The organism is Ruegeria sp. ABM4_193 (assembly GCF_056158705.1).
Map to the genome: position 1 here is coordinate 2,469,605 of NZ_JBSWTT010000001.1, position 20,478 is coordinate 2,490,082.

Consider the following 20,478-nt stretch of genomic DNA (forward strand, 5'->3'; position numbering starts at 1 on the left):
CGGGCGCAATCCCCTGCAACAGTTTGGCCTGAATGCCACCTATGGTCTGGATAAGGCTACCCAACCCCGTCTATAAGCGCGCCTGTAGCAAAAGGAATTCGCCCATGCGCAGCGCTTCGATCAGCCGCAAGACCGCCGAGACCGAGATCACGGTTCAGGTCAATCTGGATGGCACCGGCACCTATGACAACCAGACCGGTGTTGGCTTCTTTGACCACATGCTGGATCAGCTGGCGCGCCATTCGCTGATCGACATGACGATCAGCGCCAAGGGTGATTATCACATTGACGACCATCACACGGTCGAAGATACCGGCATCGCGCTGGGTCAGGCACTGACACAAGCTTTGGGCGACAAGAAAGGTATCCGCCGTTATGGCGAATGCCATCTGCCCATGGATGACGCGCAAGTGCGCTGTGCGCTGGATCTGTCGGGCCGTCCGTTCTTGATTTGGAATGTAGACTTGCCGACGCCTAAGATTGGCTCGTTCGACACCGAACTGGTGCGAGAGTTCTTTCAGGCCCTCAGCACCCATGGTGGCATCACCCTGCACATCGACCAGTTGCACGGGTTCAACAGCCACCACATTGCCGAGGCTGCGTTCAAAGCCGTCGCGCGTGCGCTGCGTGATGCGGTCGAAACAGACCCCCGCAAGGCGGATGCAATTCCGTCGACCAAAGGCGCGCTATAAATGCTGACTGCCATTATCGACTACGAAAGTGGCAATCTTCACTCGGCAGAAAAAGCCTTTCAGCGCATGGCGCAAGAGGTCAGTGCCGGTGAGGTTGTTGTGACTTCGGACGCCGATGTTGTCGCGCGCGCGGACCGCCTGGTTCTGCCCGGTGACGGGGCTTTCCCGGCCTGTGCCTCCGAATTACGCGGGCACAAGGGCATCTATGACGCGATGGTTGAGGCGGTCGAACAGAAAGGTCGTCCGTTTCTGGGAATTTGCGTTGGGATGCAGCTGATGGCCTCTAAGGGCCATGAATACAGCGAAACCGAGGGTTTGGGCTGGGTTGCAGGTGATGTTGTCCGAATCGAGCCTTCGGATGCAGCCCTAAAAGTCCCCCATATGGGCTGGAACAATCTGGTCTTGGAAAGCGATCACCCAGTGTTCAACGGGGTGAAAACTGGCGATCACACTTATTTCGTCCACTCCTACCATTTTCGTGTGAACGACCCAACACAGCGGCTGGCTTACGTTGACTATGGGCAAGAGGTCACGGCCGTGATTGGCCGCGACACGATGGTTGGGATGCAGTTCCACCCCGAGAAAAGTCAGGACGTTGGTCTGCGTATGCTGGGCAATTTCCTGACCTGGACACCCTGAGGATTACTGGACGCGCGTCCAGGTCTGACCCCGGCAGATCAAACCGCCAGCCACACACCCCTTGACGGTCAGCTTGTTCTGGCCGTCCAGCGACATTTTCGAATTGTAAGTCTTGTCGCGGTCCGGTGCCCAGATCTTGCCGCTGTCATAGCTGCCGCCACCTTCAGGGATCATGTCCCAAATGATCTGTTTGCCCAGATTTTCATATTCCAGCTGCTGGTTGCCATCTGCGTCAAATGCGCTGTCGATGGTGCCGCAAATCGCGCTCCCGCATTCAGAAATCGTGACATGCAGGTAACCGCCGGTGTCGCCCGGGGCGGTCTTCCACAAACCGTCGACAGGATCTGCTGCCAAAGCGCCAGTCGCAAGAAGCGACAAGCCCGCTGCAAAAGTGAATTTCTTCATGATTTTCTCCCTGTTTTGAGGGCAGTCTGACCCGCCAAGGACCGACGGGCAAGAATGACCCAGCGTCGCGTTGCATCCCCTGCCCTGCCTGTGCGATATCCCGCGCGTGTATCACAGATATAGGGCCGCCCGACATGATCCTCTACCCAGCCATCGACCTCAAAGACGGCCACGCCGTGCGCCTGCTGCGCGGTGAAATGGACAAGGCCACTGTATTCAACGAAGACCCCGCGGCGCAGGCCCGTGCCTTTGTTGATGCAGGCTGCGAGTGGTTGCATCTGGTCGATCTGAACGGCGCATTTGCGGGTGAGCCGGTCAATGCCGCCCCGGTTGAGGCGATTCTGAAAGCCTGCGACGTGCCTGCTCAGTTAGGCGGTGGTATCCGGGACATGGCCACGATCGAAACATGGATTGACAAGGGATTGGCGCGGGTCATTTTGGGTACAGTTGCGGTTGAAAACCCTGATCTGGTGCGCGAAGCGGCCAAAGCCTTCCCCGGCAAGGTCGCCGTGGGCATCGATGCGCGCAACGGGATGGTGGCGACCAAAGGCTGGGCCGAGGAGACTGATGTTCAGGTCACCGATCTGGCCCGCAGTTTCGAAGATGCAGGCGTCGCAGCCATCATCTACACGGACATCAACCGCGACGGTGCGATGCAGGGCCCGAATGTCGAGGCCACCGCCGCGCTTGCACAGGCCGTATCCATCCCGGTTATCGCCTCGGGCGGTGTCAGCTCACTGGAAGACCTGATCGCTTTGCGCGATTGTGGTGTCGAGCTGAATGGCGCGATCTCGGGCCGGGCGCTCTATGATGGCGCGATCGACCTGGCTGAGGCCATTCGCGCCCTGTCTTGATGGATTACTGCGCGGCGGCGGCAGTCAGCTTGGCCAGTGCGCCGCGCATCTTTTCGATGACGGGTGAGTTTTCAACATCATCCAGTTCATCCATTGTTTCCTTGGGGTCTTCATAGGCCAGCCAGACCTGACCGTTGGCGTCCTCATAGGCCTGAACCTTAAGCGGCAGGAACAAACCGGCGCGTGGGTCGATCTGCATCGCGGGCGTGCCCAGCGCTGGATTGCCAAAAATCAGCACCTGATTGGCGGGAATGGGTGTACCGACCTTTTCCGCACCAGCTGCGTGGTCAATGCGGGCAAACACAGTGGCACCGGCATTGCCAACCGCCGCTTCCAGCGCATCCAGCGCTTCAGAAACGGATTTATCTGTTTGTACTTTGATGATGTCGTCAGCCATAGCGGACAGCGCGCCTCCAAACGTGAGAATTGAAGCCAGAAGAAGATGTTTCATTTCGATATTCCTTTTCATGAATTTCGCCTCTAATTTCCATGGCTTCACGATGGATCACAATCACAAGTCTGGCATCGGCGGGGCTTTGCCGCTAAAGGTCCGGCAACTAAGGACGCCCACATGCTGAAAACCCGGATCATCCCCTGCCTTGATGTTGCTGACGGCCGCGTGGTCAAAGGCGTGAACTTCGTCGGCCTGCGCGATGCAGGCGACCCCGTGGAGTCAGCGAAAGCGTATGACGCCGCTGGAGCGGACGAAATCTGTTTTCTGGATATCCACGCGACGCACGAAAACCGCGGCACTATGTTTGATGTGGTGCAACGCACGGCCGAGCAATGCTTTGTTCCACTGACAGTAGGCGGTGGCGTGCGCACCAAGGATGATGTGCGTGCCCTGTTGCTGGCAGGGGCGGACAAGGTCAGTTTCAACTCGGCTGCCGTCGCCAACCCGGATGTGATCGCGGAATCGGCGGACCAGTTTGGCAGCCAATGCATCGTTTGCGCCATCGACGCCAAGACCGTCAGCCCCGGCAAGTGGGAGATTTTCACCCATGGCGGACGCAAGCCCACCGGTATTGATGCGGTCGAATTTGCCAAAACGGTTGTTGCCAAAGGGGCCGGGGAAATCCTTTTGACGTCGATGGATCGTGACGGCACCAAGGCGGGCTTCAACCTACCCCTGACCCGCGCCATTTCCTACGCGGTGAATGTGCCGGTGATTGCCAGCGGCGGCGTCGGTAATCTGGACCATCTGGTCGAAGGTGTCACCAAAGGCGGTGCAAGCGCCGTACTGGCTGCTTCGATCTTCCATTTCGGCGAATACACCATCCGCGAGGCCAAGGAACACATGGCCGCTGCGGGCATTCCCATGAGGCTGAAATGAGCATCCTGCACGATCTGGCCCGGACGATTGAAGACCGCAAAGACGCAGACCCGGACTCCAGCTGGACAGCCAAGCTGCTGGCCAAAGGTCCCGAGAAATGCGCCGAGAAGTTTGGCGAAGAAGCCGTTGAGGCGATCATCGAGGCCGTCAAGGATGACAAAGCCAAGCTGACCTCTGAGGCGGCTGATGTTCTGTATCACCTTCTGGTCATGTTGGCCGCGCGGGACGTGGCGCTGGATGATGTCCTGACCGAACTGGCACGTCGTCAGGGCGTCAGCGGTATCGCAGAAAAAGCATCCCGCCCCAAGGGGTAACGCCTGGGTTCCGCGCTGCTGTTTAGGCCGCTATACTCGGACGTCAGATTGGCAGGCCGAGGGCGCGACATGATCCGAGTTTTGATGCTTGTGGCAACGCTTGCCATTGCTGCGGCCTGTTCTGCGCCACCACCCTCGACCGGGGATGAGGTCCAACGGCTGGCAACTCAAATCCAAAGCTTGGGGCCTGATGTAGATCCTGACGAAGCCCAACGCGCGGCGCAAGTCGCTTATGCCTACACCGCGCAACTTGTTGATGAATATCAGATCACCGACCCACCCTTGATCCACAATACAAAAGTCAACAAGGGACTACGCCCGCGCGGCTTATGCTGGCACTGGGCCGAAGACATTGAGCGCCGCCTGAAACAGGAAAACTTTCAAACGTTGGAGATGCACCGCGCGATCGCCAATGCCGACAACCCGTTTAGGATCGACCACAGCACGGCAATCATCAGCCGCAAGGGGGAATCGCTTTATGACGGTGTTGTGCTGGACCCGTGGCGCTATGGTGGAGTTTTGTTCTGGTCTCCACTGGTCGAGGACACCCGATACGAGTGGGTGCCGCGCGACGTGGTGCTAGAGAAACGGCGGCAGGAACAGGTGGCCCGGTTGAAACCCTATCAGCCGACAACGCCCTAAAGCTTGGACGAGATAATCCCAGTCGAAAACCCGCCCATACGCAGTTCGCCAAACAGGCGCTGATATTCGATCTTGGGACAACGGTTCATCACCACCTCCACACCACGGGCTTCGGCGAGGGCGGCTGCTTCGGGGTGTTCGACACCGATTTGCATCCAGATCGTGCTGAGGGAAGGGAAGGTCGCCAATGCTTCGTCAACGATAGGCGGCACAGCTTCGGACCGCCGGAAAATGTCGACCATGTCCACTGGCCCGGATACCTCTGACAAACTGCTACGCACCGTCTGGCCAAACAGTTCCTTGCCCGCGTGTCCCGGATTGACGGGGATCACATCGAACCCTTTCAGCGAAAGATAGCGCGCAACGTAAAAGCTGGGCCGCACAGGGTTCATCGACACCCCAACAACGGCAACCGTCTTGGTCCGTTGCAGAATGTTCTTGAGGTGCTGATCGGAATAGTCTGGCATACCCTATCCTTAACAGGGTTCCCAAAAGAAAAAAGCGCCCAAGAAACCTTGGGCGCCAGTTGTTGGAACGAGGGACAGTGAAATGACCCGCGGCAGTTCCGTTCCGCGGTCACTGTGACATTTAGGCATGAGTTGGTTAAAAAAAAGAGGGGGCGCGCATTTTTGTGATGACTTTTCACAATTAGCTGATTCTCGCCTATTTCTGATACAAGATCACCGGCCAGTTTTCTTCTGCCATTTCAATGTACTCGGCCCTGTCCTGCCGCCACATCACTTCGATCTGCGGTGAATGCGTCAGGTACAGTCGACCATCGACAACCTGCCACGCATTGGGATCCGTGCTTTTCAGGACGCCGTTGGCCATCGCGTATGAACAATATCCACCAAACTGCGGAGCAAAAGCGCGCGGATTGCTTTCAAAACGCTCGCGGTTTTCGGCTGACGAAAAGTGCCATTTTGCCCCTTTCCACATCACCGCATTTTCCGGGGCACCCATCACAGGCGTCGCGCCTTCGAAATAGGTCACGGGGTCATACCCGGCCAAGGCCACGCCTTCGGTGGCAAAATAGACGGGTTTATCCTGCGCAAACGCGACAGAAGAAAGGAAAAGGGCGCTCAGCGCGCCAAGGATGGTACGTCGGATCAGCATCGTCATGTCAGAATCTGCGTTCTTGAGAGTATCAAGATGCAAGTTTTCACGGGCAACGGAAGCCCTGTTGACAAGGATGTGATCGAGTTTCAACGCCAGGGAGATCAGTCGAAAATATCCTCAATCACATCCCAAGCCTCGTCGAATACGCGCGAGAACATGCTCTTTTTCTTCTTTTTGCGTTTCGCCTTTGGAGGCGCCACATGAGACACAGCAGGTCGCGCCGGCTTGGTCTTCTCAGCCTTGCGCTTTGGCAGCATCTTCAAATCATGCAGCGGCGCACCGCAGCTTGAACAACTAAGCTCATGCCGCTCTTTTCCCTTCAGGACCAGGGCCGCACGGGTCCCGCAATAACAGCAGGTGGCGATTTTGGATGGGCCGGAAATGACGCTCTCCTTTGCTCAGGGACGAGATGCATATAAGGCGATTGCCGCAGCGTTTGAGACATTCAGTGACCCAAACCCACCAGCTGCGTCAATTTTCACCAACTGATCCACCGTCTCTTTGGTTTTTTGCCGCAAGCCTGGGCCTTCCGCGCCAAGCACAAGGGCCACAGGGCGATCACGCCCTTCGTCCAGTACGCCTTCGATCGTCACCTCGGCTTCGCCGTCCAGTCCAAGAACCAGAAAACCCATGCCCTGAAGTTCGATGATCGCATCCGCAAGATTGCGGACCCGCAGATAAGGCTGACGCTCAAGTGCGCCGCTGGCGGTTTTTGCCAACGCCCCCGTTTCAGGTGCAGAGTGATGGCGCGTACCAATCACGGCGCTGGCCCCCAGAACTTCGGCTGAACGCAGAATCGCCCCGACGTTATGCGGATCGGTCACGCGATCCAGCAGGATGACGCGCGGGTTTTCCCGACCGATACAGTTTTCAGCCAGACCGCCCCAATCCAACGGTTTGACCTCAAGTGCCGTACCCTGGTGAACCGATCCCGCATCTATGGGCGCTGAAAACTTGCGCGGATCAACCATTTCGGCCTCGATCCCTGCAAATTCAACAGCTTCCGCCAGCTTGTCCCGCGCATTTCGGGTCACGATCAGGCGCAATTTCTGACGATTTGGATTCATCAAAGCATCCCGAACCGCATGCAAGCCAAACAGCCAGACGGTTTCGGCGGCAGCAGCTTTGCGCGCCTGTTCCTTTTCGACGACCCATTTGGGTTTCTTCATTTTAGGGGCCTCCGGGCCGAGAATTCGGTTTCCTGCGTCAAAGCGGAATTTTCCTGTTGACGCTCCTTTGGTGCGCTAGTAATCACGCCTCCACGTCAGGTGCAACGCCTGACAGTGGGCGACAGGCCGCAAGGTGTGGCAGGGGACTGTAACTCCCTCGCGGAGACGCACGCCTGGTTCAATTCCAGGGTCGCCCACCATCTTCCAAAGATGTGTGATTCATTGCAACCTGCTGTTAATTCGGCAGGGTTTCCCATTCCTGTACAACCGCACCATCCCGTACAGCCAAAACCTTGCCAAATTGGTTCAACACCGCTTCGCTTTGCGTCGGGCGTAGCAAGGCAATGTCACCAGGTTGCACAATACTAGACGCCGGGCCTGTCCAGACCTCCTGATTGCTGGATCGGCCGAAGATTGAGGAATAGGAAAATCCTTCTGGATAAACCGGTTGCGCAAGAAAATGCCCGCCAAACACGGCAACATCCGTCTTGCGTCGCGGTAGGAACTCTAACCCGGGCAAAGCATTGCCGGGCATGGTCTTGAGTATTGGCGTCGCGATAAAAGCTGCAGGTTGAAAAGCCGCTGTCGAAGGATGGTCGAAATCCGAAGGCTTGACGAGAACCGAACCAAAGGCGACCTCGGTTGCGGAACCGGTTGCGCCATAAGCCTGAAAGGTCAGGCTGCCACCTGTATTTAGGCACAGCCCTGCGCCGCTGTGGGGCAGAGCTGCAACGGCTTGGCGATAGGCTTCGGCGCAGCGCCGCTCGGCTTGGGGCCTGAACAAATAAGGCAGCTTCGCCAGATGCGCCTCATATCCCATCACGCCGCTCAACTGCGCCAACGGGTGCGCGACAATCGCTTTTACTACACTGGCAAACTGATCCGCGCTCAGGCCACCGCGATGCAACCCAATGTCCAATTCAAGCGACAAACGCAAAGACAAGCCGGTCTGGTCCGCAAGCGTCAGATAGTCCTGCAAGCGTTCTGGGGTGTCGATCAGCCACTGCACCCGATCTGCGGCATCGGGGTTTGCCTGAAGCACACGCGCTGCAGAGCCAACGGGCAAAGGCTTGCCAATCAGGTGATCGGTGCCACCTTCGGCTTGCAACAAGGCGGTCAACATTGGTTCTGAGAACGTCATAAGCCCCGAGGTTGGGATCAGACCCCGGATTTGATCCAAAAGTGGCAAGCAAGGCAAAGATTTAGCAACCAAGCGATTCTCAAGCCCGGCATCAACACCGGCCATCGCCATCGCGCAATTGGACTCGAGCCGGTTCAGGTCAATTGCGATGGCTGGATGATCCACACCATAAATTCGCAGCGATTGCGACAGACGGGCGACATACGGGTCGTTCATGGCTGAAACAGCTTCGACAAGGCAGGTGTCAGGAACTTGCCCTGCGGATCAAGCTGTTCACGCAAGGCGCAGAAGCGGTCGAAATCGGGGTAAAGGCCGGATAGTTCCCGGTATGTCAGGCTGTGCATCTTGCCCCAATGCGGGCGACCACCGGCCTCGACAAAAAGCGGTTCCAGCGCGTTGAAGTAGCTACTGTGGTCCTCATCCGCATCCGTGTGAATAGCAACAGAGATACGCGGGCCGCCCTGAAACGGCGAAAGGCACGCAGTGTCGCCTGCGGTCTGTCGCACCTCAATGGGGAAATAGATGTCTCTGTGGTCCCGTTCGAGACGGCGGAACACCTCAGCCAACACGTCGCTGGCGACCTCAGGGGGCAGGTGATACTCCATCTCTTTAAAGCGGAAATGGCGGTCACTGCACAGAACCCGCCAGCTTTCGCCTACATAATCCTCGTCGGATTGCGCCATCGTCAAAAGTCTAAGCAGTGCTGAGCGCAAACCACCGCTGAACCGCCCTGCGTTTCGGGCAAGTTTCAGAACCTTGACCGCCAGCATATCCAGATCACGCGGGGCCTTGGTTTCGGGCGCGTCGACCACTGAATGGCGAAGTTCGACGGCCTTGCCAGTGAAAGGAATGTAGAAAAATTCGAAGTTTCGGTGCTCAGCCCAGTTCTTGTGCATGTTCAACAGGCACTCCGGCAAATCGGTCAGCGTGACCTGACGGCGCAGATTGTACTTGGGCACAACGTTGATGCGGGCTTCGGTCAGAACACCCAGCAACCCAAGCGTTACTTGTGCCATGTCCAAAGGAATATCGGCTGAGGTTAAGGCCTCACCGCTTGCACCGACAAAGCGCGCATCCGTGATTTCTGCGGCAAGACAGGGCAACTCGCTCCCCGTGCCATGGGTCGCGGTCGAAACCGCCCCAGCCAGCGATTGAGTATTGATGTCGCCAAGATTGCGAAAAGCCAGCCCCCGGTCAGCCAAAGCAGGGGACAGATCGCGCAGGCGTGCGTTGGCGTTCACCCAGACCTGCCCGTCCTCAGCCGCACCGATTGTTGGGGCCTCAAGCTGCGACAGGTCCAGAATACGCTCGGCCCCTGCCACAATAGGTGTGAAAGAGTGGCCAGCGCCAACGACCCTCAGGGTCTGAGGCGACATTACAGCGCGTTGCAACGCATCCAGTGTTGTCGGACGCATGACCGCAGTATTTGTGTTTTCGTTTCCTGCCCAGTTTGACCACATTCAGCTCGTCCTCCGTATTGCGAGGATTGCAGCCCGAAGTCAGCGAAACAAGGCAGGGATTCAGCGTGTTACGTGACGTGACTTGGCTTAGGCCGCGGTGGCCTGCTGCGCGTTTACGCGCTCGAACCAAGCGACGATTGCGCTCAGGTCCGAGTCCAGCTGTTCCGCATCACCACCTGTGAAGTCCTGAAACTTCTCACTGTTCAGACCGTTCACACCGACCAGGACCGGGATGTCCTGAGCCAGTGCTTCAGCGATCACCGGGCGAAACCCGCGGCCATCGGCCTCGTGCTTGCCAAACTTGTTAATGATCAACAGTTGAGGTGCGTCGAACAGCGACGACGTTACATATCCGACCGCCTGTTCCAGCGCCGCCGGATCCAGACGGCAACCGCGCGACTGGGTTCCCAGCGATTGCGAAATACGAATGGTCTCACCTTCGGGCAGCACGCGCACATCCATGTCGCATTTGCTGCTGTCCGCGCATTCTGTGTTGGTCTGAACAACGCCCGCAAGTTTCGCACCCGAAGCCAGCAGGTGTTCTGCAACAGCGCTTAACAGGCGATCAGTGGCACCGCGATCGGTGGTGGTGACGTAGGCCAGATTCATCTTGGACCTCTTGTTTTTCATTGCGACATTTCAAATAGCACGCTCAGGTACATCCGACCACTCCCCCAGCTACGGAAGCGGAGACAGGCCGATCACAGGTGCGTGCAGGTGAAGTAGAACCGCATAAGCGGCCAGTGCGGACAGCCACACCCAGGGGCGCGGCCAAGGACGCGGCACGCGGAGTGAAAAGCGCGCAGTATTTCGCGACAAACGGATCCATTCCATGCCCATTTCGCTATGTTTGCGGCGGTCGATCAAGGCCATACCCATGGCTGCGAAACCGGCAAACAGGCCAAACAGGATGACATGCGACAGGCTGCCATTGGCCAGGAAGTGCGCCAATGCCCACATCATCAACGCGGCAAGGACCGGATGGCGGGTGGTGCGCAAGATACCAGGCTTCTCAGGATCAAAGGTCCGGTTGCCTAGCCCGCCGAACGAGAACGGATTTTGAATGGCAAGCCCCGCAAGGGCCAGCCAACAGACAACCGGCATGATCAAGACCGGCACCCAACGCAATACAGGAAACGGTGGAATGACCTCCACATAAGGTGCGTTTGCGGCTGCAATGATCAGCCAGGCCAGCACAGCCAGCGACAGGATGGAATACCCTGCAAAGTACCCACGATGCCCCAGCGTTCCGATCAACCACCCGCGCACCGTCGGCCGCACGGGAATCGCGTGACTGAGAAGAAATGTGACAAGCGCTGCAAGGAATAGAACCCAACCGGTCATGGTGATCTCCGAACGTATTGGGATCGGTCTAGATCAGAATAGCGCTGGGTTCCTTGTCCGAAATCAAGTTTTGCGCAGGGGCAAACATGCCGCCCCTGCCCTGTGTTACAAGCCAAGCGCCGCGCGGCGTTCTTCGGCAAAGCCTTGCACAATGCGGTCTGCGATCAGTGCCAGAATCGCCATCGCAGCCCCGGCCGAGAACTCGCCGATCTGAAACACAGTCAGGACCGGGCTCATGCACTGGCAGCTATATTTTTTGATTGCAAAGGCGGAACAAAAGGCAAACACTCAGAAGATGGTATCTGAGGCTGGATAAATGCGCGCATTTGACGAAATCTTCGAAATTGCTGCCGAACGACATGGCGGGCCAGATGCGTTGCAAGCTATGCTGTACAAACCCAAAACCCAGGATGAACTGGTAGCCCTGCCAGAAGATCGTTGGCTGGCCATCATTACAAAATGCATCTTTCAGGCTGGGTTCAACTGGAAAGTCATCGAAAACAAATGGGATGGCTTCGAAGCCGCGTTTGACGGTTTTGACGTGGGGCGGTGTGCCTTTATGGATGACGAAAAATTCGATGCGTTGTTGCAAGATACGCGAATCGTACGCAACGGCACCAAGATTTCGACGGTGCGTGACAACGCTGTTTTTCTTATGGAATTGCGTGAAGAAGGCGGCGCGGGCAAAGTGCTGGGTGGCTGGCCTTCGGAAGATTATATCAGCTTGCTGGCAATGTTGGCCAAGCGCGGCTCGCGTCTGGGTGGGGCGTCGGCACAATATGCTATGAGGTTTATTGGGCGCGACAGTTTTATTCTGTCCCAGGACGTTACCGCCCGGCTGATTGCCGAAGGCGTGATCGACAAACCTGCCACGTCCAAAAAGGCGATGGTGGCTGTCCAGCAAGCATTCAACACTTGGATGGATCAATCCGGGCGATCCTTGACGGAAATCAGCCGGGTTCTGGCTATAAGCGTTTGAAAACGGTTTGCTGAACGGGCGCAGCAGACTAGGATTCTTCATATGGTTCTGCGCGTTTTTCTAGTTTCTCTCTTATTTCTATCGTCCTGCGGGCGTCCGCTGACAGAACCAGAGCGCGTGTTTGCAGAGAGCATTCAAGGCGACACACTGAGTCTAGACAATGTGCGATTGGTCGAAGGTGCCCCGGTCGCTCCGGTCACGTATTTCCGGGAAGAACGCCCACGTTTGGCCTGCCGTGAGCTTATTTTGCCGCCTGTCGAAGCGGGGTTTGTTACTGGCAAACCCGCAGCCGTCGCCCTGTTCAACAAGGTCTATTTTGCACGCGACTGGTATCTGGAAGATTACATGACCGACTTTCCCGATCAGATGAACCTGATCGCCGCGATGTTACTGGCTCATGAATTGACCCATGTATGGCAATGGCAGAATCGCGCAACCACCGGCTATCACCCCTTGCGAGCAGCGGCAGAACACGGCGGAAGACGGGATCCGTATCTGTTCGATCTGGATACCTCACCTGACTTTTTGTCCTATGGCTTCGAACAGCAGGGCGCGATTGTCGAGGAATACGTGTGTTGCCGTGCGCTGGACCCTCAGGCCGAGCGCACAGCAAGGCTCCACACTATGTTGGGTGCACATTTCGACCTGTCCCCGTTGCCGGAAAAAGGGCGCGAACGAGCGGTTCTTTTGCCATGGAGCGAGGCAGAAGTAGACGGAATTTGCAGTCAGTCCTGAAGCGTTTCCAGATAGGCAACCAGATCCACAATAGGCTGGCTTGTCAGGATCGGCTGGCCCTGCGGTGTTTTCATGGACGTGTCTTGCCCGTCGAAATGCGGACCATAAACCGGCATCGGGCTGCCGTGGCTGACCAACGGATCACGCCCATCGATTCGGGCAACCACACGAGCGGTTGGGAATACGCCGCCTTCGCCAGACAAGCTGGTCAAATCACTCGGCTGCACAACCAGCACGCTGGCCATCGGCCCCTGCCCTGTCGCATCGATCCCATGGCAAGTTGCACAATAGTGCATGTAAAGCTCCTCACCGATCTTGGCGTCTTGCGCAAAAACCGCCTGAGACGTGGCGAGCGAAGTTGATAAAACCAGCACACCAAGTTTTGCTTTGAACATCGTATCCTCCTGCCACGATAGACATTTGCAGGGTTGCCCGGTGGACACCTTGGCGCAATGATCCAGATCAACGCAGGCGGGAGGATGCAGGACATGACACAATACGCAGCCATAATGTTGGCAGCCGGGATCGGAGTGCCAATTCTGGCCGCTTTGAACGCAGCCTTGGGCAAGCTGATCGGATCGCCGACCACTGCCGCCGTGATTCTGTTCGCAATTGCTTTTGCCGCATCAGCGCTAGTGATGCTGCTGTTCCCGGGGTTCGAAGCGCTATCCAAGGTCGCTGAGGCCCCGAAACACCTGCTGCTGGCAGGCGTGCTGATCGCGTTCTACGTTCTGTCAATCACCCACGTCGCCCCGCATTTCGGAGTAGGCAACGCAGTGTTCTTTGTTTTGCTGGGCCAATTGATCAGCACAGCGGCCATTGACCATCTCGGCCTGTTTGGAGCTCAGATCACGCCGCTGACATGGATGCGGGCCGGGGGTATTGCCGTGATGGCCGTTGGTGTTGCAATCACTCAACTGGCCTGAGCACCCCAGCCTCAAGTCTAACCGTCCGATCCATACGCGCCGCCAGTTCAAGGTTGTGCGTCGCAATCAAGGCTGACAACCCCTCGTCCTGGACCAGTGACATCAGCGCATCAAACACCTGATCCGAGGTTTCGGGGTCCAGATTTCCGGTCGGTTCATCCGCCAGCAAAACCCGCGGCTTGTTGGCCAGCGCCCGGCAAAAGGCCACGCGCTGTTGCTCACCACCCGACAACGCGGCTGGGCGGTGACTGGCACGCGGGGCAACGCCCACCCGGTCCAGAAGATCCATGGCCCGCTTTTGCGCGGCTTTTTCGGAAATGCCGTTCGCCAGTTGTGGCAGGGTGATGTTTTCGAGCGCTGTAAACTCGGGCAGCAAGTGGTGGAACTGATAAACGAACCCGACATCCTGTCGGCGCAGCGCGGTTCTGGTTCGGTCGCCCTTTCCGCTTACGTTCTGCCCTCCGATTTCAACGGTTCCGTCGTCGGGCATATCCAACAGTCCTGCAATGTGCAGAAGCGTTGATTTACCCGCACCGGACGGGGCCACCATCGCTACGGCCTCACCCGCGCGCAGGTCCAGATCGACACCGCGCAGAACCTGTACTTCACCCGGCGTGCCCTTGAGGTAGGTTTTGGTCAGGCCATTCAGGCGCAATGTGACATCATTCATAGCGCAACGCCTCAACCGGGTTCAGACGCGCCGCACGACGCGCTGGAAAATAGGTGACGATGAAAGACAGACCAAGCGACAGGCCTATGGCTTTGAGCACGTCGCTCAGGTGCAGTTCGGCCGGCAAAGCATAGATGCCGCGGATCGACGGGTCCCAGACGCCGCCGCCCATCACATAATTCACGAAGGAAAAGATCGGATCGATATAGATCGCAAAAAGGCATCCCAGAATGACTCCCATCGCCGTTCCGATCAGGCCGGTGAACGCCCCACAGATAAAAAAGACACGCAGAACCGACCCTTCGCTAAGTCCAATGGTGCGCAGGATGCCAATATCGCGCCCCTTGTTTTTGACCAGCATGATCAAGCCCGAAACGATATTCATCGCAGCGATCAGAACAAGGATCGACAAGATGATGAACATCACGTTGTCTTCAACTTCCAGCGCCCGCAGAAAGCCTCCCGACGCATCCTGCCAAGTCCATATCTGGCTGCGTTCGCCCGAGGCTTCGAGAATTGAGATCAGGATCGAGCCCAGTTCTTCTGGCTTTTCCACCATCACCTCAATCTCATCCGCCACACCTTCACGGTTGAAAAAACTTTGCGCCTGCGAGAACGGCATATACACGCGGGTGCGGTCGATATCATAACGACCTGCCGAGAACACATAAACGACGCGATACGCGTTCACACGCGGCGAGGTGCCAAAGGCTGTTTTGACACCATTGGGCGAGGTCAGTTTTACAACATCCCCCACGGTGGCACCGATGCTACGCGCGACGCCGGATCCAATGGCAATGACATCTTCACCGCTTTGAAACTCGGTCAGATTTCCTGCAGACTGTTCTGCCTGCGCGATACCTGGCAGGTCGCGCAGATCGTCAGGTCGGATGCCAAACACCTCAACCCCGCTGCTGCGGTCGCGGTTGGTGATCAACACCTGTCCTTTGACCAAAGGTGCTGTTCTTTCAACACCGGGCACCTGCGCGATCCGGGCCGAGCGGTCCTCGTAATCGGCCATTGTTCGGTCGACCCGACCCTGCGCGTCGATCTCACCTGAGGAATAAACCGTCACATGCGCGTTGGCCCCCAGAATGGTGCCCACAAATTCCGAACGGAAACCAGAGCGGACCGACAATGTCGCAATCAGCGCAAACACGGCGAGGGTGATCCCGATCAGTGAAATCCAAGTCATAACACTGACACCACCTTCGGCCCTGCGGGCCCTCAGGTAACGCCATGCAATCTTCCATTCAAAAGGGGCAAAGGGCGGGGGTGTGTTGGCCATGCCTGCTCCGGGGTGTTTCTTGTTTGCGGCGACAGTTTCGGCATTTCACCCGATGGTCAAGCCGGTAGTCACCAAGACTTGGTTCCTCGGCCTGAATGCGTAGCAGTGATTCGGGTCACCGCTTACAAGTCGCAGCCAAACGGACGACTTCAAAACGCGGCGCTACACCGTGAGTTGTGAAGCCCTTCACAGACAAGGTGATATTGTTTCAGTTATGAAGTTAATCATCGCACTTTGTGAGTTTGTGAATTGAAAAGGCAACAATGAGGGCGAAATTTTATTACTATTTTTGATTATTTTCAGAAACTTTGTCACCCTAACTATGGGGGAACACATTTAAAGAGCGGGGGTCGCTCAATGAATTTTCAAATCTCTAACAATGGCGCGGGCGCAATTCCGACCCGCAGGGCATCAACAGAACTGGATTGTGAGACAGCGGCACTGCTGCGCGCGGCTATTCGGCCGATCTTTGTCAGCGCAGCAAGCTGGAGCAATCTGGCTGATATCCTCAAGGAAAAAGGATACCGGCTGGCGTTCCGTCAGGGGCGTTTGTGCATCACGGATCGGACGACCGACGCACGCGTTTGCGGGCTGCGGTTTCTGGGTCTCGAGTTTCGCGAACTGGTCAGCCGTTTGGGCCGACCGATTGTGGTCGCGCGCGGTGACGGTGCCAATGGCGATGTTCTGGCAGAGCGCCCGACGGCAGACCAGGACTGAGGGCAAAGCTAGGCAACCTGAGTTGGCCGCGGTTGACGGCCAGATCGGAATGCTGGCCGCCTAGTTTGTTCTAACGAGTTCACGGTGACTGTTAATTGTGCACCTGAAGATTGCGATCAGGCGATCTTCTCATAGATTTCTGCAACCTTGGTGACTGCCGCTTCCGGGCTCAGCTCCTCGCTTTCACCCGTACGGCGGCAGGTCAGCTCAACCACACCGTTCTTCAGACCGCGCGGGCCTACGGTAATACGCCAGGGCAGACCAATCAGGTCCATGGTTGCAAACTTGCCCCCTGCCCGTTCGTTGCGATCATCATACAACGGCTCCAGACCCAAGGCGGTCAACGCCGAATAGATCTTGTCGCAGGCCGCATCTGCTTCTTCATCACCCTGCTTCAGGTTCACAATTCCGCAGTGGAACGGTGTTACGCCCTCGGGCCAGATGATGCCTTTGTCGTCATGACTGGCCTCGATGATCGCGCCGATCAGGCGGCTAACGCCGATACCGTGGCTGCCCATGTGAACCGGGACGGATTTTCCGTCAGGACCCTGAACCGTTGCGCCCATTGCTTCAGAGTACTTGGTGCCGAAGTAAAAGATCTGACCAACCTCAATACCTCGGGCCACGCGACGGCGTTCTTCGGGGATTTGATTGAACAATTCCTCATCATGCGTTTCGTCCGTGCGCGCGTATTTCGAGGTGAACTCTTCCAGTATAGCCTGGCACTGTTCGCGGTTGTCATAGTCGATCTGGCGGTCGCCAAAAGTCAGGTCGGTGACTGCGCTGTCATAAAAGACCTCGGATTCGCCGGTATCGGCCAACACAAGGAACTCATGCGTGTCATCGCCGCCGATCGGGCCTGAATCGGCGCGCATCGGAATGGCCTGTAGGCCCATGCGTTCGTAAGTGCGCAGATAGCTGACCAGATGACGGTTGTAGGCGTGCAGCGCGTCTTCCTTGGTCAGGTCGAAATTGTAGCCGTCCTTCATGTAGAACTCGCGCCCGCGCATCACGCCGAAACGCGGGCGGATTTCGTCGCGGAATTTCCACTGGATCTGATACAGCGTCAGCGGCAGGTCTTTATAGCTGTTGACGTGACCGCGGAAGATATCTGTCACCAGTTCTTCAGCGGTGGGCGTATACAGCATGTCGCGACCGTGACGGTCCTGCATGCGCAGCATTTCCTGACCGTAATCATCATAACGGCCGGATTCGCGCCACAGGTCGGCCGATTGCAGGATCGGCATCTGGATCGCGATGTGGCCTGCACGCGCCTGTTCCTCGTGCACGATGTTTTCCAGCTTGCGCAGCACTTTGAAGCCCAGCGGCAGCCACGAATAAATACCGGCGGCGGCCTGCTTGATCATACCCGCGCGCAGCATCAGCCTATGGCTGACGATCTGGGCCTCAGACGGGTTTTCCTTGAGAACGGGCAGAAAGTAACGGCTCAGGCGCATGGATGGACCTTCAAAGGTAAGAATTCGACTGCACAGGTGATTATTCCAAAGCCCCGCCGGGGGCAATCGAACATTGGCAGTTTTGCGACTTCGCGTCAGTCGGTTTTTTGATTGACCCGCCAATCGAGAGCTTCAATTGTAACAGAATTGCGAAACTCAAGAGGCGCCGATGCAAACAATTCAGGAACCCGCCCGCCAAATCCCCGTCATCCATCAGACCGACGTTTTGGTTGTTGGCTCTGGTCCCGCAGGGCTGGCCGCAGCACTGGCAGCGGCGCGGGCCGGGGCCGAAGTATCTCTGGTCGACCGCTTTGGTTGCATGGGCGGCAACATCACTGCTGTGGGCGTCGAGGGGTTTGCCTGGTATCGCCATGAACAGACGGTCGAGGCCGGCGGCATCGGCATGGAATTCGAAACCCGTGCCAAAGACATGGGCGCGGCTGTCCCCGAAAGCCAGTCGCTGAGTTATGAGCTGGACAGCGAAGGGTTCAAACTGGTGGCCGATAAGTTGGTCGAAGAGGCAGGCGTGCATCCAATGCTTCATCGTCAGTTCGTCGCCCCCATCATGGAGGGCGACCGGATCACCGGCATCATCACCGAATCCAAAGCCGGGCGCGAGGCGATCCTGGCCAAAGTGGTAATCGACGCCACCGGCGACGCGGATGTGGCGCACCGCGCAGGCGCACCGACCCACAAGACCCCGCGTGAAGACATGATGGCCGCCTCGGTCATGTTCCATCTGGCTGGCGTCGATAAACGCGCGTTCATGGAGGGCGTGAAGGCCGACCCGAAGACCTACAAGGACTGGGGCGGCGGCGGTGAGTGGAATATCGAGACTAGCGGCAAGGAAGACGACATGTTCTCGCCCTTTGTTCACAAGCCATTTCAGCAAGCCATAGATGAAGGGCTGATCCCGCCGCATCTAAACACCATCGCAGGCACCTGGGGCGCAATGCATGACACCGGTGAGCTGACGTATATGAACCTCATCCACTTGGCCGAAATCGACGGCACCGACCCCGACAGCCTGACACGCGGCGAGATCGAGGGCCGCCGACAGTCGATGCTGGCTATTGACGCTTTGCGCCGGTTCATGCCGGGCTGTGAAAACGCGCGGCTTCGAAACTTTGGTATGACCATTGGCATCCGCGACACGCGCAAGATCGACGCGGTGTACAACATGACCGAAAACGATGCCCGCCATCAGGGTCGGTTTGAAGATACCATTGGCATCTATCCCGAATTCATCGACGGTTATGGCATTCTGATCCTGCCGACCACGGGACGGTACATGCAGGTTCCCTACCGGTCGATGCTGCCAAAGGGTATCAAGGGGTTGCTCGTTGCAGGCCGGTCGCATGGTGCAGATCGGGTAGCGCATGCAGCTACGCGCAACATGGCCTGTTGCGCGGTCATGGGTCAGGGTGCAGGCATTGCGGCAGCGCTGTCATTGAAAAGCAATCAGGACCTGGACCAGTTGAATTTGGCACCTGTTCACACGGAACTGGAACGCCAAGGGGTCAGGATTCACTAATGGACAGCATTCCAACAATCGACATCTCGCCTTTGACCGAACCAAAAACCGATGCATACGAAGCAACGGTGCAGCACATCCTTGAGGCTTGTACCGGGATCGGGTTCCTGTCCATCACCGGGACAGGCGTGGCTCAGGAAACTGTTGATCAAGTCAGACAGACGACCAGAGAGATTTTTGCCATCGATAGGTCGCGTAAATGGGATCAGGCCATTACCCGCGAAAACTATCGCGGCTATATCCCCATGGGGTTCTTCACACCCAACGATGGCTCGGGCAACGCGGACAAATACGAAGGCTACAAGCTGCATCACGAAGTCGCGGCAAATGCCCCGATACGCTCGGTCTGTTCTTTGTACGGGCCGAATCTGTGGCCGGACGAAGTACCCGGCGCCAAAGAGATCATTCTGGGTTACTGGAGCCAGCTGGACCGGGTCGCCGATCTTTTGCTCGGGGCGTTAGAGACAGGTCTGAACCTGAAGCCAAACACGCTGCGCAGTGCGTTCCAGGATCCGATGACCAACATGACCCTGCTACACTATCCGCCGCAGGCTGCGGACGAGGCTGGCTATGGCATCCACCCGCACAAGGACACGGACGCGCTGACCATCATCGCCCCAGATCCGGTGGGCGGACTTGAAGTACAGACGCGCACTGGGGGATGGATCACACCAAACTGCCCGCCGGGCGGGTTTGTCGTCAATATCGGCGACATGCTGGAGCTTTGGTCAGGCGGCCGGTTGAAATCCACGCCGCACCGGGTGGTTAACCGGTCAGGCAAAGAGCGATATTCTTTCCCCTACTTCGCCGTCCCCCGCCACGACGTTATCGTCGAGCCGTTATTGGCTGCGCTGCCTGGTTTCGACCGCCCTGCTGTTCATTGCGGGCATTGGTCTGCAGAAATCTGGCGCACCAACTGGCCCGATGAGACCGCAGACGACAATACGCCGGAACTGGGTACACTTCAGGACTAAAGGCTGCAATTTCAGGCCAAATGAAGCGCTTGCATCACTCGCCTTGATACGCCAAGAACACCATCAAAGGCCTGCAAAAGGGGATC

Annotated in this window: 27 protein-coding genes and 1 tRNA gene; 13 read left to right on the forward strand and 15 right to left on the reverse strand. The window is 57.3% G+C overall.

Features of this window, described 5'->3' with window-relative positions; genetic code table 11:
* Nucleotides 1-104: 104 nt before the first annotated feature.
* Together hisB and hisH are read left to right on the forward strand one after the other, a co-directional pair.
* Entirely contained in the window at nucleotides 105-692 is a 588-nt protein-coding gene (gene hisB / locus ACXADZ_RS12300; protein ID WP_475196713.1) for an imidazoleglycerol-phosphate dehydratase HisB, read from the forward strand.
* Complete coding sequence (gene hisH / locus ACXADZ_RS12305; RefSeq protein ID WP_475196715.1) at nucleotides 693-1,331, forward strand: imidazole glycerol phosphate synthase subunit HisH; 639 nt, start codon at nucleotides 693-695, stop codon at nucleotides 1,329-1,331.
* Nucleotides 1,332-1,334: 3 nt separating this feature from the next.
* Here hisH and ACXADZ_RS12310 read toward each other — a convergent pair whose 3' ends face one another.
* Nucleotides 1,335-1,736, reverse strand: coding sequence for a DUF2147 domain-containing protein (locus ACXADZ_RS12310; RefSeq protein WP_475196717.1), 402 nt, complete (start codon nucleotides 1,734-1,736; stop codon nucleotides 1,335-1,337).
* A gap of 134 nt (nucleotides 1,737-1,870) precedes the next feature.
* Here ACXADZ_RS12310 and hisA point away from each other — a divergent pair, with 134 nt between their 5' ends.
* Nucleotides 1,871-2,590: a 1-(5-phosphoribosyl)-5-[(5-phosphoribosylamino)methylideneamino]imidazole-4-carboxamide isomerase gene (gene hisA / locus ACXADZ_RS12315; RefSeq protein ID WP_475196719.1), complete on the forward strand. Its 720-nt coding sequence runs from the start codon at nucleotides 1,871-1,873 to the stop codon at nucleotides 2,588-2,590.
* Between the two features lie 4 nt (nucleotides 2,591-2,594).
* Here the strand turns inward: hisA and ACXADZ_RS12320 are convergent, their stop codons facing one another.
* Complete coding sequence (locus ACXADZ_RS12320; RefSeq protein ID WP_475196721.1) at nucleotides 2,595-3,041, reverse strand: DUF302 domain-containing protein; 447 nt, start codon at nucleotides 3,039-3,041, stop codon at nucleotides 2,595-2,597.
* 120 nt (nucleotides 3,042-3,161) lie between these two features.
* Between ACXADZ_RS12320 and hisF the strand changes: the two genes are divergently transcribed.
* From hisF to ACXADZ_RS12335, 3 genes are all read left to right on the forward strand, one after another.
* Nucleotides 3,162-3,923 (forward strand): imidazole glycerol phosphate synthase subunit HisF, encoded by a 762-nt coding sequence (gene hisF / locus ACXADZ_RS12325; RefSeq protein ID WP_475196723.1) that lies wholly within the window; start codon nucleotides 3,162-3,164, stop codon nucleotides 3,921-3,923.
* On the forward strand, nucleotides 3,920-4,237 hold the full coding sequence (locus tag ACXADZ_RS12330) for a phosphoribosyl-ATP diphosphatase (RefSeq protein WP_171092391.1): 318 nt from the start codon (nucleotides 3,920-3,922) through the stop codon (nucleotides 4,235-4,237). The genes hisF and ACXADZ_RS12330 overlap by 4 nt, the downstream gene beginning before the upstream one ends.
* 69 nt (nucleotides 4,238-4,306) lie before the next feature.
* Nucleotides 4,307-4,879 carry a hypothetical protein gene (locus ACXADZ_RS12335; RefSeq protein ID WP_171092393.1) on the forward strand — a complete coding sequence of 191 codons (573 nt, stop codon included), beginning with the start codon at nucleotides 4,307-4,309 and terminating at the stop codon, nucleotides 4,877-4,879.
* Here the strand turns inward: ACXADZ_RS12335 and ACXADZ_RS12340 are convergent.
* The 4 genes from ACXADZ_RS12340 to rlmB all read right to left on the reverse strand — a co-directional run bounded on the left by ACXADZ_RS12340 (nucleotide 4,876) and on the right by rlmB (nucleotide 7,167).
* The gene (locus tag ACXADZ_RS12340) at nucleotides 4,876-5,346 is read right to left on the reverse strand and encodes a CoA-binding protein (protein WP_475196726.1); all 471 of its coding nucleotides are present in this window, start codon (nucleotides 5,344-5,346) and stop codon (nucleotides 4,876-4,878) included. The genes ACXADZ_RS12335 and ACXADZ_RS12340 overlap by 4 nt on opposite strands.
* Before the next feature lie 196 nt (nucleotides 5,347-5,542).
* Nucleotides 5,543-6,001 carry a YHS domain-containing (seleno)protein gene (locus ACXADZ_RS12345; protein WP_171668753.1) on the reverse strand — a complete coding sequence of 153 codons (459 nt, stop codon included), beginning with the start codon at nucleotides 5,999-6,001 and terminating at the stop codon, nucleotides 5,543-5,545.
* Between the two features lie 98 nt (nucleotides 6,002-6,099).
* On the reverse strand, nucleotides 6,100-6,381 hold the full coding sequence (locus ACXADZ_RS12350) for a hypothetical protein (RefSeq protein ID WP_171092649.1): 282 nt from the start codon (nucleotides 6,379-6,381) through the stop codon (nucleotides 6,100-6,102).
* 15 nt (nucleotides 6,382-6,396) lie between these two features.
* A complete protein-coding gene (gene rlmB / locus ACXADZ_RS12355) occupies nucleotides 6,397-7,167 on the reverse strand; it encodes a 23S rRNA (guanosine(2251)-2'-O)-methyltransferase RlmB (RefSeq protein WP_475196728.1) in 771 nt (256 codons plus the stop codon).
* A 116-nt stretch (nucleotides 7,168-7,283) separates the two neighbouring features.
* On the opposite strand from rlmB, the gene ACXADZ_RS12360 reads away from it, so the two are divergent.
* A tRNA-Tyr gene (locus ACXADZ_RS12360) sits at nucleotides 7,284-7,367 on the forward strand.
* A gap of 35 nt (nucleotides 7,368-7,402) precedes the next feature.
* Here ACXADZ_RS12360 and ACXADZ_RS12365 read toward each other — a convergent pair.
* The 5 genes from ACXADZ_RS12365 to ACXADZ_RS12385 all read right to left on the reverse strand — a co-directional run bounded on the left by ACXADZ_RS12365 (nucleotide 7,403) and on the right by ACXADZ_RS12385 (nucleotide 11,349).
* The gene (locus ACXADZ_RS12365) at nucleotides 7,403-8,524 is read right to left on the reverse strand and encodes an alanine racemase (RefSeq protein ID WP_475196730.1); all 1,122 of its coding nucleotides are present in this window, start codon (nucleotides 8,522-8,524) and stop codon (nucleotides 7,403-7,405) included.
* Nucleotides 8,521-9,768, reverse strand: coding sequence for a D-arabinono-1,4-lactone oxidase (locus tag ACXADZ_RS12370; protein WP_475196732.1), 1,248 nt, complete (start codon nucleotides 9,766-9,768; stop codon nucleotides 8,521-8,523). The genes ACXADZ_RS12365 and ACXADZ_RS12370 overlap by 4 nt, the downstream gene beginning before the upstream one ends.
* An 87-nt stretch (nucleotides 9,769-9,855) precedes the next feature.
* Nucleotides 9,856-10,377 carry a DUF2478 domain-containing protein gene (locus ACXADZ_RS12375; RefSeq protein ID WP_475196734.1) on the reverse strand — a complete coding sequence of 174 codons (522 nt, stop codon included), beginning with the start codon at nucleotides 10,375-10,377 and terminating at the stop codon, nucleotides 9,856-9,858.
* A 69-nt stretch (nucleotides 10,378-10,446) separates the two neighbouring features.
* Nucleotides 10,447-11,112 carry an NnrU family protein gene (locus tag ACXADZ_RS12380; protein WP_475196738.1) on the reverse strand — a complete coding sequence of 222 codons (666 nt, stop codon included), beginning with the start codon at nucleotides 11,110-11,112 and terminating at the stop codon, nucleotides 10,447-10,449.
* A gap of 105 nt (nucleotides 11,113-11,217) precedes the next feature.
* A complete protein-coding gene (locus ACXADZ_RS12385; RefSeq protein WP_256367957.1) occupies nucleotides 11,218-11,349 on the reverse strand; it encodes a hypothetical protein in 132 nt (43 codons plus the stop codon).
* Between the two features lie 79 nt (nucleotides 11,350-11,428).
* Here ACXADZ_RS12385 and ACXADZ_RS12390 point away from each other — a divergent pair, with 79 nt between their 5' ends.
* Together ACXADZ_RS12390 and ACXADZ_RS12395 are read left to right on the forward strand one after the other, a co-directional pair.
* Nucleotides 11,429-12,091, forward strand: a complete 663-nt coding sequence (locus ACXADZ_RS12390) for a DNA-3-methyladenine glycosylase I (protein ID WP_475196740.1) — start codon at nucleotides 11,429-11,431, stop codon at nucleotides 12,089-12,091.
* Nucleotides 12,092-12,133: 42 nt separating this feature from the next.
* Complete coding sequence (locus tag ACXADZ_RS12395) at nucleotides 12,134-12,826, forward strand: hypothetical protein (protein ID WP_475196743.1); 693 nt, start codon at nucleotides 12,134-12,136, stop codon at nucleotides 12,824-12,826.
* On the opposite strand, the gene ACXADZ_RS12400 is transcribed toward ACXADZ_RS12395, so the two are convergent.
* A complete protein-coding gene (locus tag ACXADZ_RS12400) occupies nucleotides 12,817-13,221 on the reverse strand; it encodes a c-type cytochrome (RefSeq protein ID WP_475196745.1) in 405 nt (134 codons plus the stop codon). The two genes, ACXADZ_RS12395 and ACXADZ_RS12400, sit on opposite strands and share 10 nt — an antisense overlap.
* A 93-nt stretch (nucleotides 13,222-13,314) precedes the next feature.
* On the opposite strand from ACXADZ_RS12400, the gene ACXADZ_RS12405 reads away from it, so the two are divergent.
* Nucleotides 13,315-13,752 (forward strand): DMT family transporter, encoded by a 438-nt coding sequence (locus tag ACXADZ_RS12405; RefSeq protein WP_475196747.1) that lies wholly within the window; start codon nucleotides 13,315-13,317, stop codon nucleotides 13,750-13,752.
* Here the strand turns inward: ACXADZ_RS12405 and ACXADZ_RS12410 are convergent.
* A complete protein-coding gene (locus tag ACXADZ_RS12410; RefSeq protein ID WP_475196749.1) occupies nucleotides 13,736-14,422 on the reverse strand; it encodes an ABC transporter ATP-binding protein in 687 nt (228 codons plus the stop codon). The two genes, ACXADZ_RS12405 and ACXADZ_RS12410, sit on opposite strands and share 17 nt — an antisense overlap.
* Complete coding sequence (locus ACXADZ_RS12415) at nucleotides 14,415-15,710, reverse strand: lipoprotein-releasing ABC transporter permease subunit (RefSeq protein ID WP_475196750.1); 1,296 nt, start codon at nucleotides 15,708-15,710, stop codon at nucleotides 14,415-14,417. The genes ACXADZ_RS12410 and ACXADZ_RS12415 overlap by 8 nt, the downstream gene beginning before the upstream one ends.
* A 357-nt stretch (nucleotides 15,711-16,067) precedes the next feature.
* On the opposite strand from ACXADZ_RS12415, the gene ACXADZ_RS12420 reads away from it, so the two are divergent.
* Entirely contained in the window at nucleotides 16,068-16,427 is a 360-nt protein-coding gene (locus tag ACXADZ_RS12420) for a hypothetical protein (protein ID WP_171092418.1), read from the forward strand.
* A 116-nt stretch (nucleotides 16,428-16,543) separates the two neighbouring features.
* Here ACXADZ_RS12420 and proS read toward each other — a convergent pair whose 3' ends face one another.
* Nucleotides 16,544-17,884, reverse strand: coding sequence for a proline--tRNA ligase (gene proS / locus ACXADZ_RS12425; RefSeq protein ID WP_171668764.1), 1,341 nt, complete (start codon nucleotides 17,882-17,884; stop codon nucleotides 16,544-16,546).
* A 169-nt stretch (nucleotides 17,885-18,053) separates the two neighbouring features.
* Here proS and ACXADZ_RS12430 point away from each other — a divergent pair, with 169 nt between their 5' ends.
* Both ACXADZ_RS12430 and ACXADZ_RS12435 read left to right on the forward strand, forming a co-directional pair.
* Nucleotides 18,054-19,418 (forward strand): FAD-dependent oxidoreductase, encoded by a 1,365-nt coding sequence (locus tag ACXADZ_RS12430; RefSeq protein ID WP_475196752.1) that lies wholly within the window; start codon nucleotides 18,054-18,056, stop codon nucleotides 19,416-19,418.
* The gene (locus ACXADZ_RS12435; protein ID WP_475196754.1) at nucleotides 19,418-20,392 is read left to right on the forward strand and encodes an isopenicillin N synthase family dioxygenase; all 975 of its coding nucleotides are present in this window, start codon (nucleotides 19,418-19,420) and stop codon (nucleotides 20,390-20,392) included. The genes ACXADZ_RS12430 and ACXADZ_RS12435 overlap by 1 nt, the downstream gene beginning before the upstream one ends.
* Nucleotides 20,393-20,478: the final 86 nt, after the last annotated feature.

Bases quoted from the DNA above. Each gene is read 5' to 3' on its own strand.
- rlmB (WP_475196728.1), bottom strand. From the start codon at position 7,167: ATGAAGAAACCCAAATGGGTCGTCGAAAAGGAACAGGCGCGCAAAGCT.
- ACXADZ_RS12395 (WP_475196743.1), top strand. From the start codon at position 12,134: ATGGTTCTGCGCGTTTTTCTAGTTTCTCTCTTATTTCTATCGTCCTGC.
- ACXADZ_RS12320 (WP_475196721.1), bottom strand. From the start codon at position 3,041: ATGAAACATCTTCTTCTGGCTTCAATTCTCACGTTTGGAGGCGCGCTG.
- ACXADZ_RS12410 (WP_475196749.1), bottom strand. From the start codon at position 14,422: ATGAATGATGTCACATTGCGCCTGAATGGCCTGACCAAAACCTACCTC.
- ACXADZ_RS12385 (WP_256367957.1), bottom strand. From the start codon at position 11,349: ATGAGCCCGGTCCTGACTGTGTTTCAGATCGGCGAGTTCTCGGCCGGG.
- ACXADZ_RS12335 (WP_171092393.1), top strand. From the start codon at position 4,307: ATGATCCGAGTTTTGATGCTTGTGGCAACGCTTGCCATTGCTGCGGCC.
- ACXADZ_RS12420 (WP_171092418.1), top strand. From the start codon at position 16,068: ATGAATTTTCAAATCTCTAACAATGGCGCGGGCGCAATTCCGACCCGC.
- ACXADZ_RS12430 (WP_475196752.1), top strand. From the start codon at position 18,054: ATGCAAACAATTCAGGAACCCGCCCGCCAAATCCCCGTCATCCATCAG.
- ACXADZ_RS12390 (WP_475196740.1), top strand. From the start codon at position 11,429: ATGCGCGCATTTGACGAAATCTTCGAAATTGCTGCCGAACGACATGGC.
- ACXADZ_RS12415 (WP_475196750.1), bottom strand. From the start codon at position 15,710: ATGGCCAACACACCCCCGCCCTTTGCCCCTTTTGAATGGAAGATTGCA.
- ACXADZ_RS12340 (WP_475196726.1), bottom strand. From the start codon at position 5,346: ATGCCAGACTATTCCGATCAGCACCTCAAGAACATTCTGCAACGGACC.
- ACXADZ_RS12345 (WP_171668753.1), bottom strand. From the start codon at position 6,001: ATGACGATGCTGATCCGACGTACCATCCTTGGCGCGCTGAGCGCCCTT.
- proS (WP_171668764.1), bottom strand. From the start codon at position 17,884: ATGCGCCTGAGCCGTTACTTTCTGCCCGTTCTCAAGGAAAACCCGTCT.
- ACXADZ_RS12400 (WP_475196745.1), bottom strand. From the start codon at position 13,221: ATGTTCAAAGCAAAACTTGGTGTGCTGGTTTTATCAACTTCGCTCGCC.
- ACXADZ_RS12365 (WP_475196730.1), bottom strand. From the start codon at position 8,524: ATGAACGACCCGTATGTCGCCCGTCTGTCGCAATCGCTGCGAATTTAT.
- ACXADZ_RS12375 (WP_475196734.1), bottom strand. From the start codon at position 10,377: ATGAATCTGGCCTACGTCACCACCACCGATCGCGGTGCCACTGATCGC.
- ACXADZ_RS12330 (WP_171092391.1), top strand. From the start codon at position 3,920: ATGAGCATCCTGCACGATCTGGCCCGGACGATTGAAGACCGCAAAGAC.
- ACXADZ_RS12370 (WP_475196732.1), bottom strand. From the start codon at position 9,768: ATGTGGTCAAACTGGGCAGGAAACGAAAACACAAATACTGCGGTCATG.
- ACXADZ_RS12310 (WP_475196717.1), bottom strand. From the start codon at position 1,736: ATGAAGAAATTCACTTTTGCAGCGGGCTTGTCGCTTCTTGCGACTGGC.
- hisF (WP_475196723.1), top strand. From the start codon at position 3,162: ATGCTGAAAACCCGGATCATCCCCTGCCTTGATGTTGCTGACGGCCGC.
- ACXADZ_RS12380 (WP_475196738.1), bottom strand. From the start codon at position 11,112: ATGACCGGTTGGGTTCTATTCCTTGCAGCGCTTGTCACATTTCTTCTC.
- hisB (WP_475196713.1), top strand. From the start codon at position 105: ATGCGCAGCGCTTCGATCAGCCGCAAGACCGCCGAGACCGAGATCACG.
- ACXADZ_RS12435 (WP_475196754.1), top strand. From the start codon at position 19,418: ATGGACAGCATTCCAACAATCGACATCTCGCCTTTGACCGAACCAAAA.
- hisH (WP_475196715.1), top strand. From the start codon at position 693: ATGCTGACTGCCATTATCGACTACGAAAGTGGCAATCTTCACTCGGCA.
- ACXADZ_RS12405 (WP_475196747.1), top strand. From the start codon at position 13,315: ATGACACAATACGCAGCCATAATGTTGGCAGCCGGGATCGGAGTGCCA.
- hisA (WP_475196719.1), top strand. From the start codon at position 1,871: ATGATCCTCTACCCAGCCATCGACCTCAAAGACGGCCACGCCGTGCGC.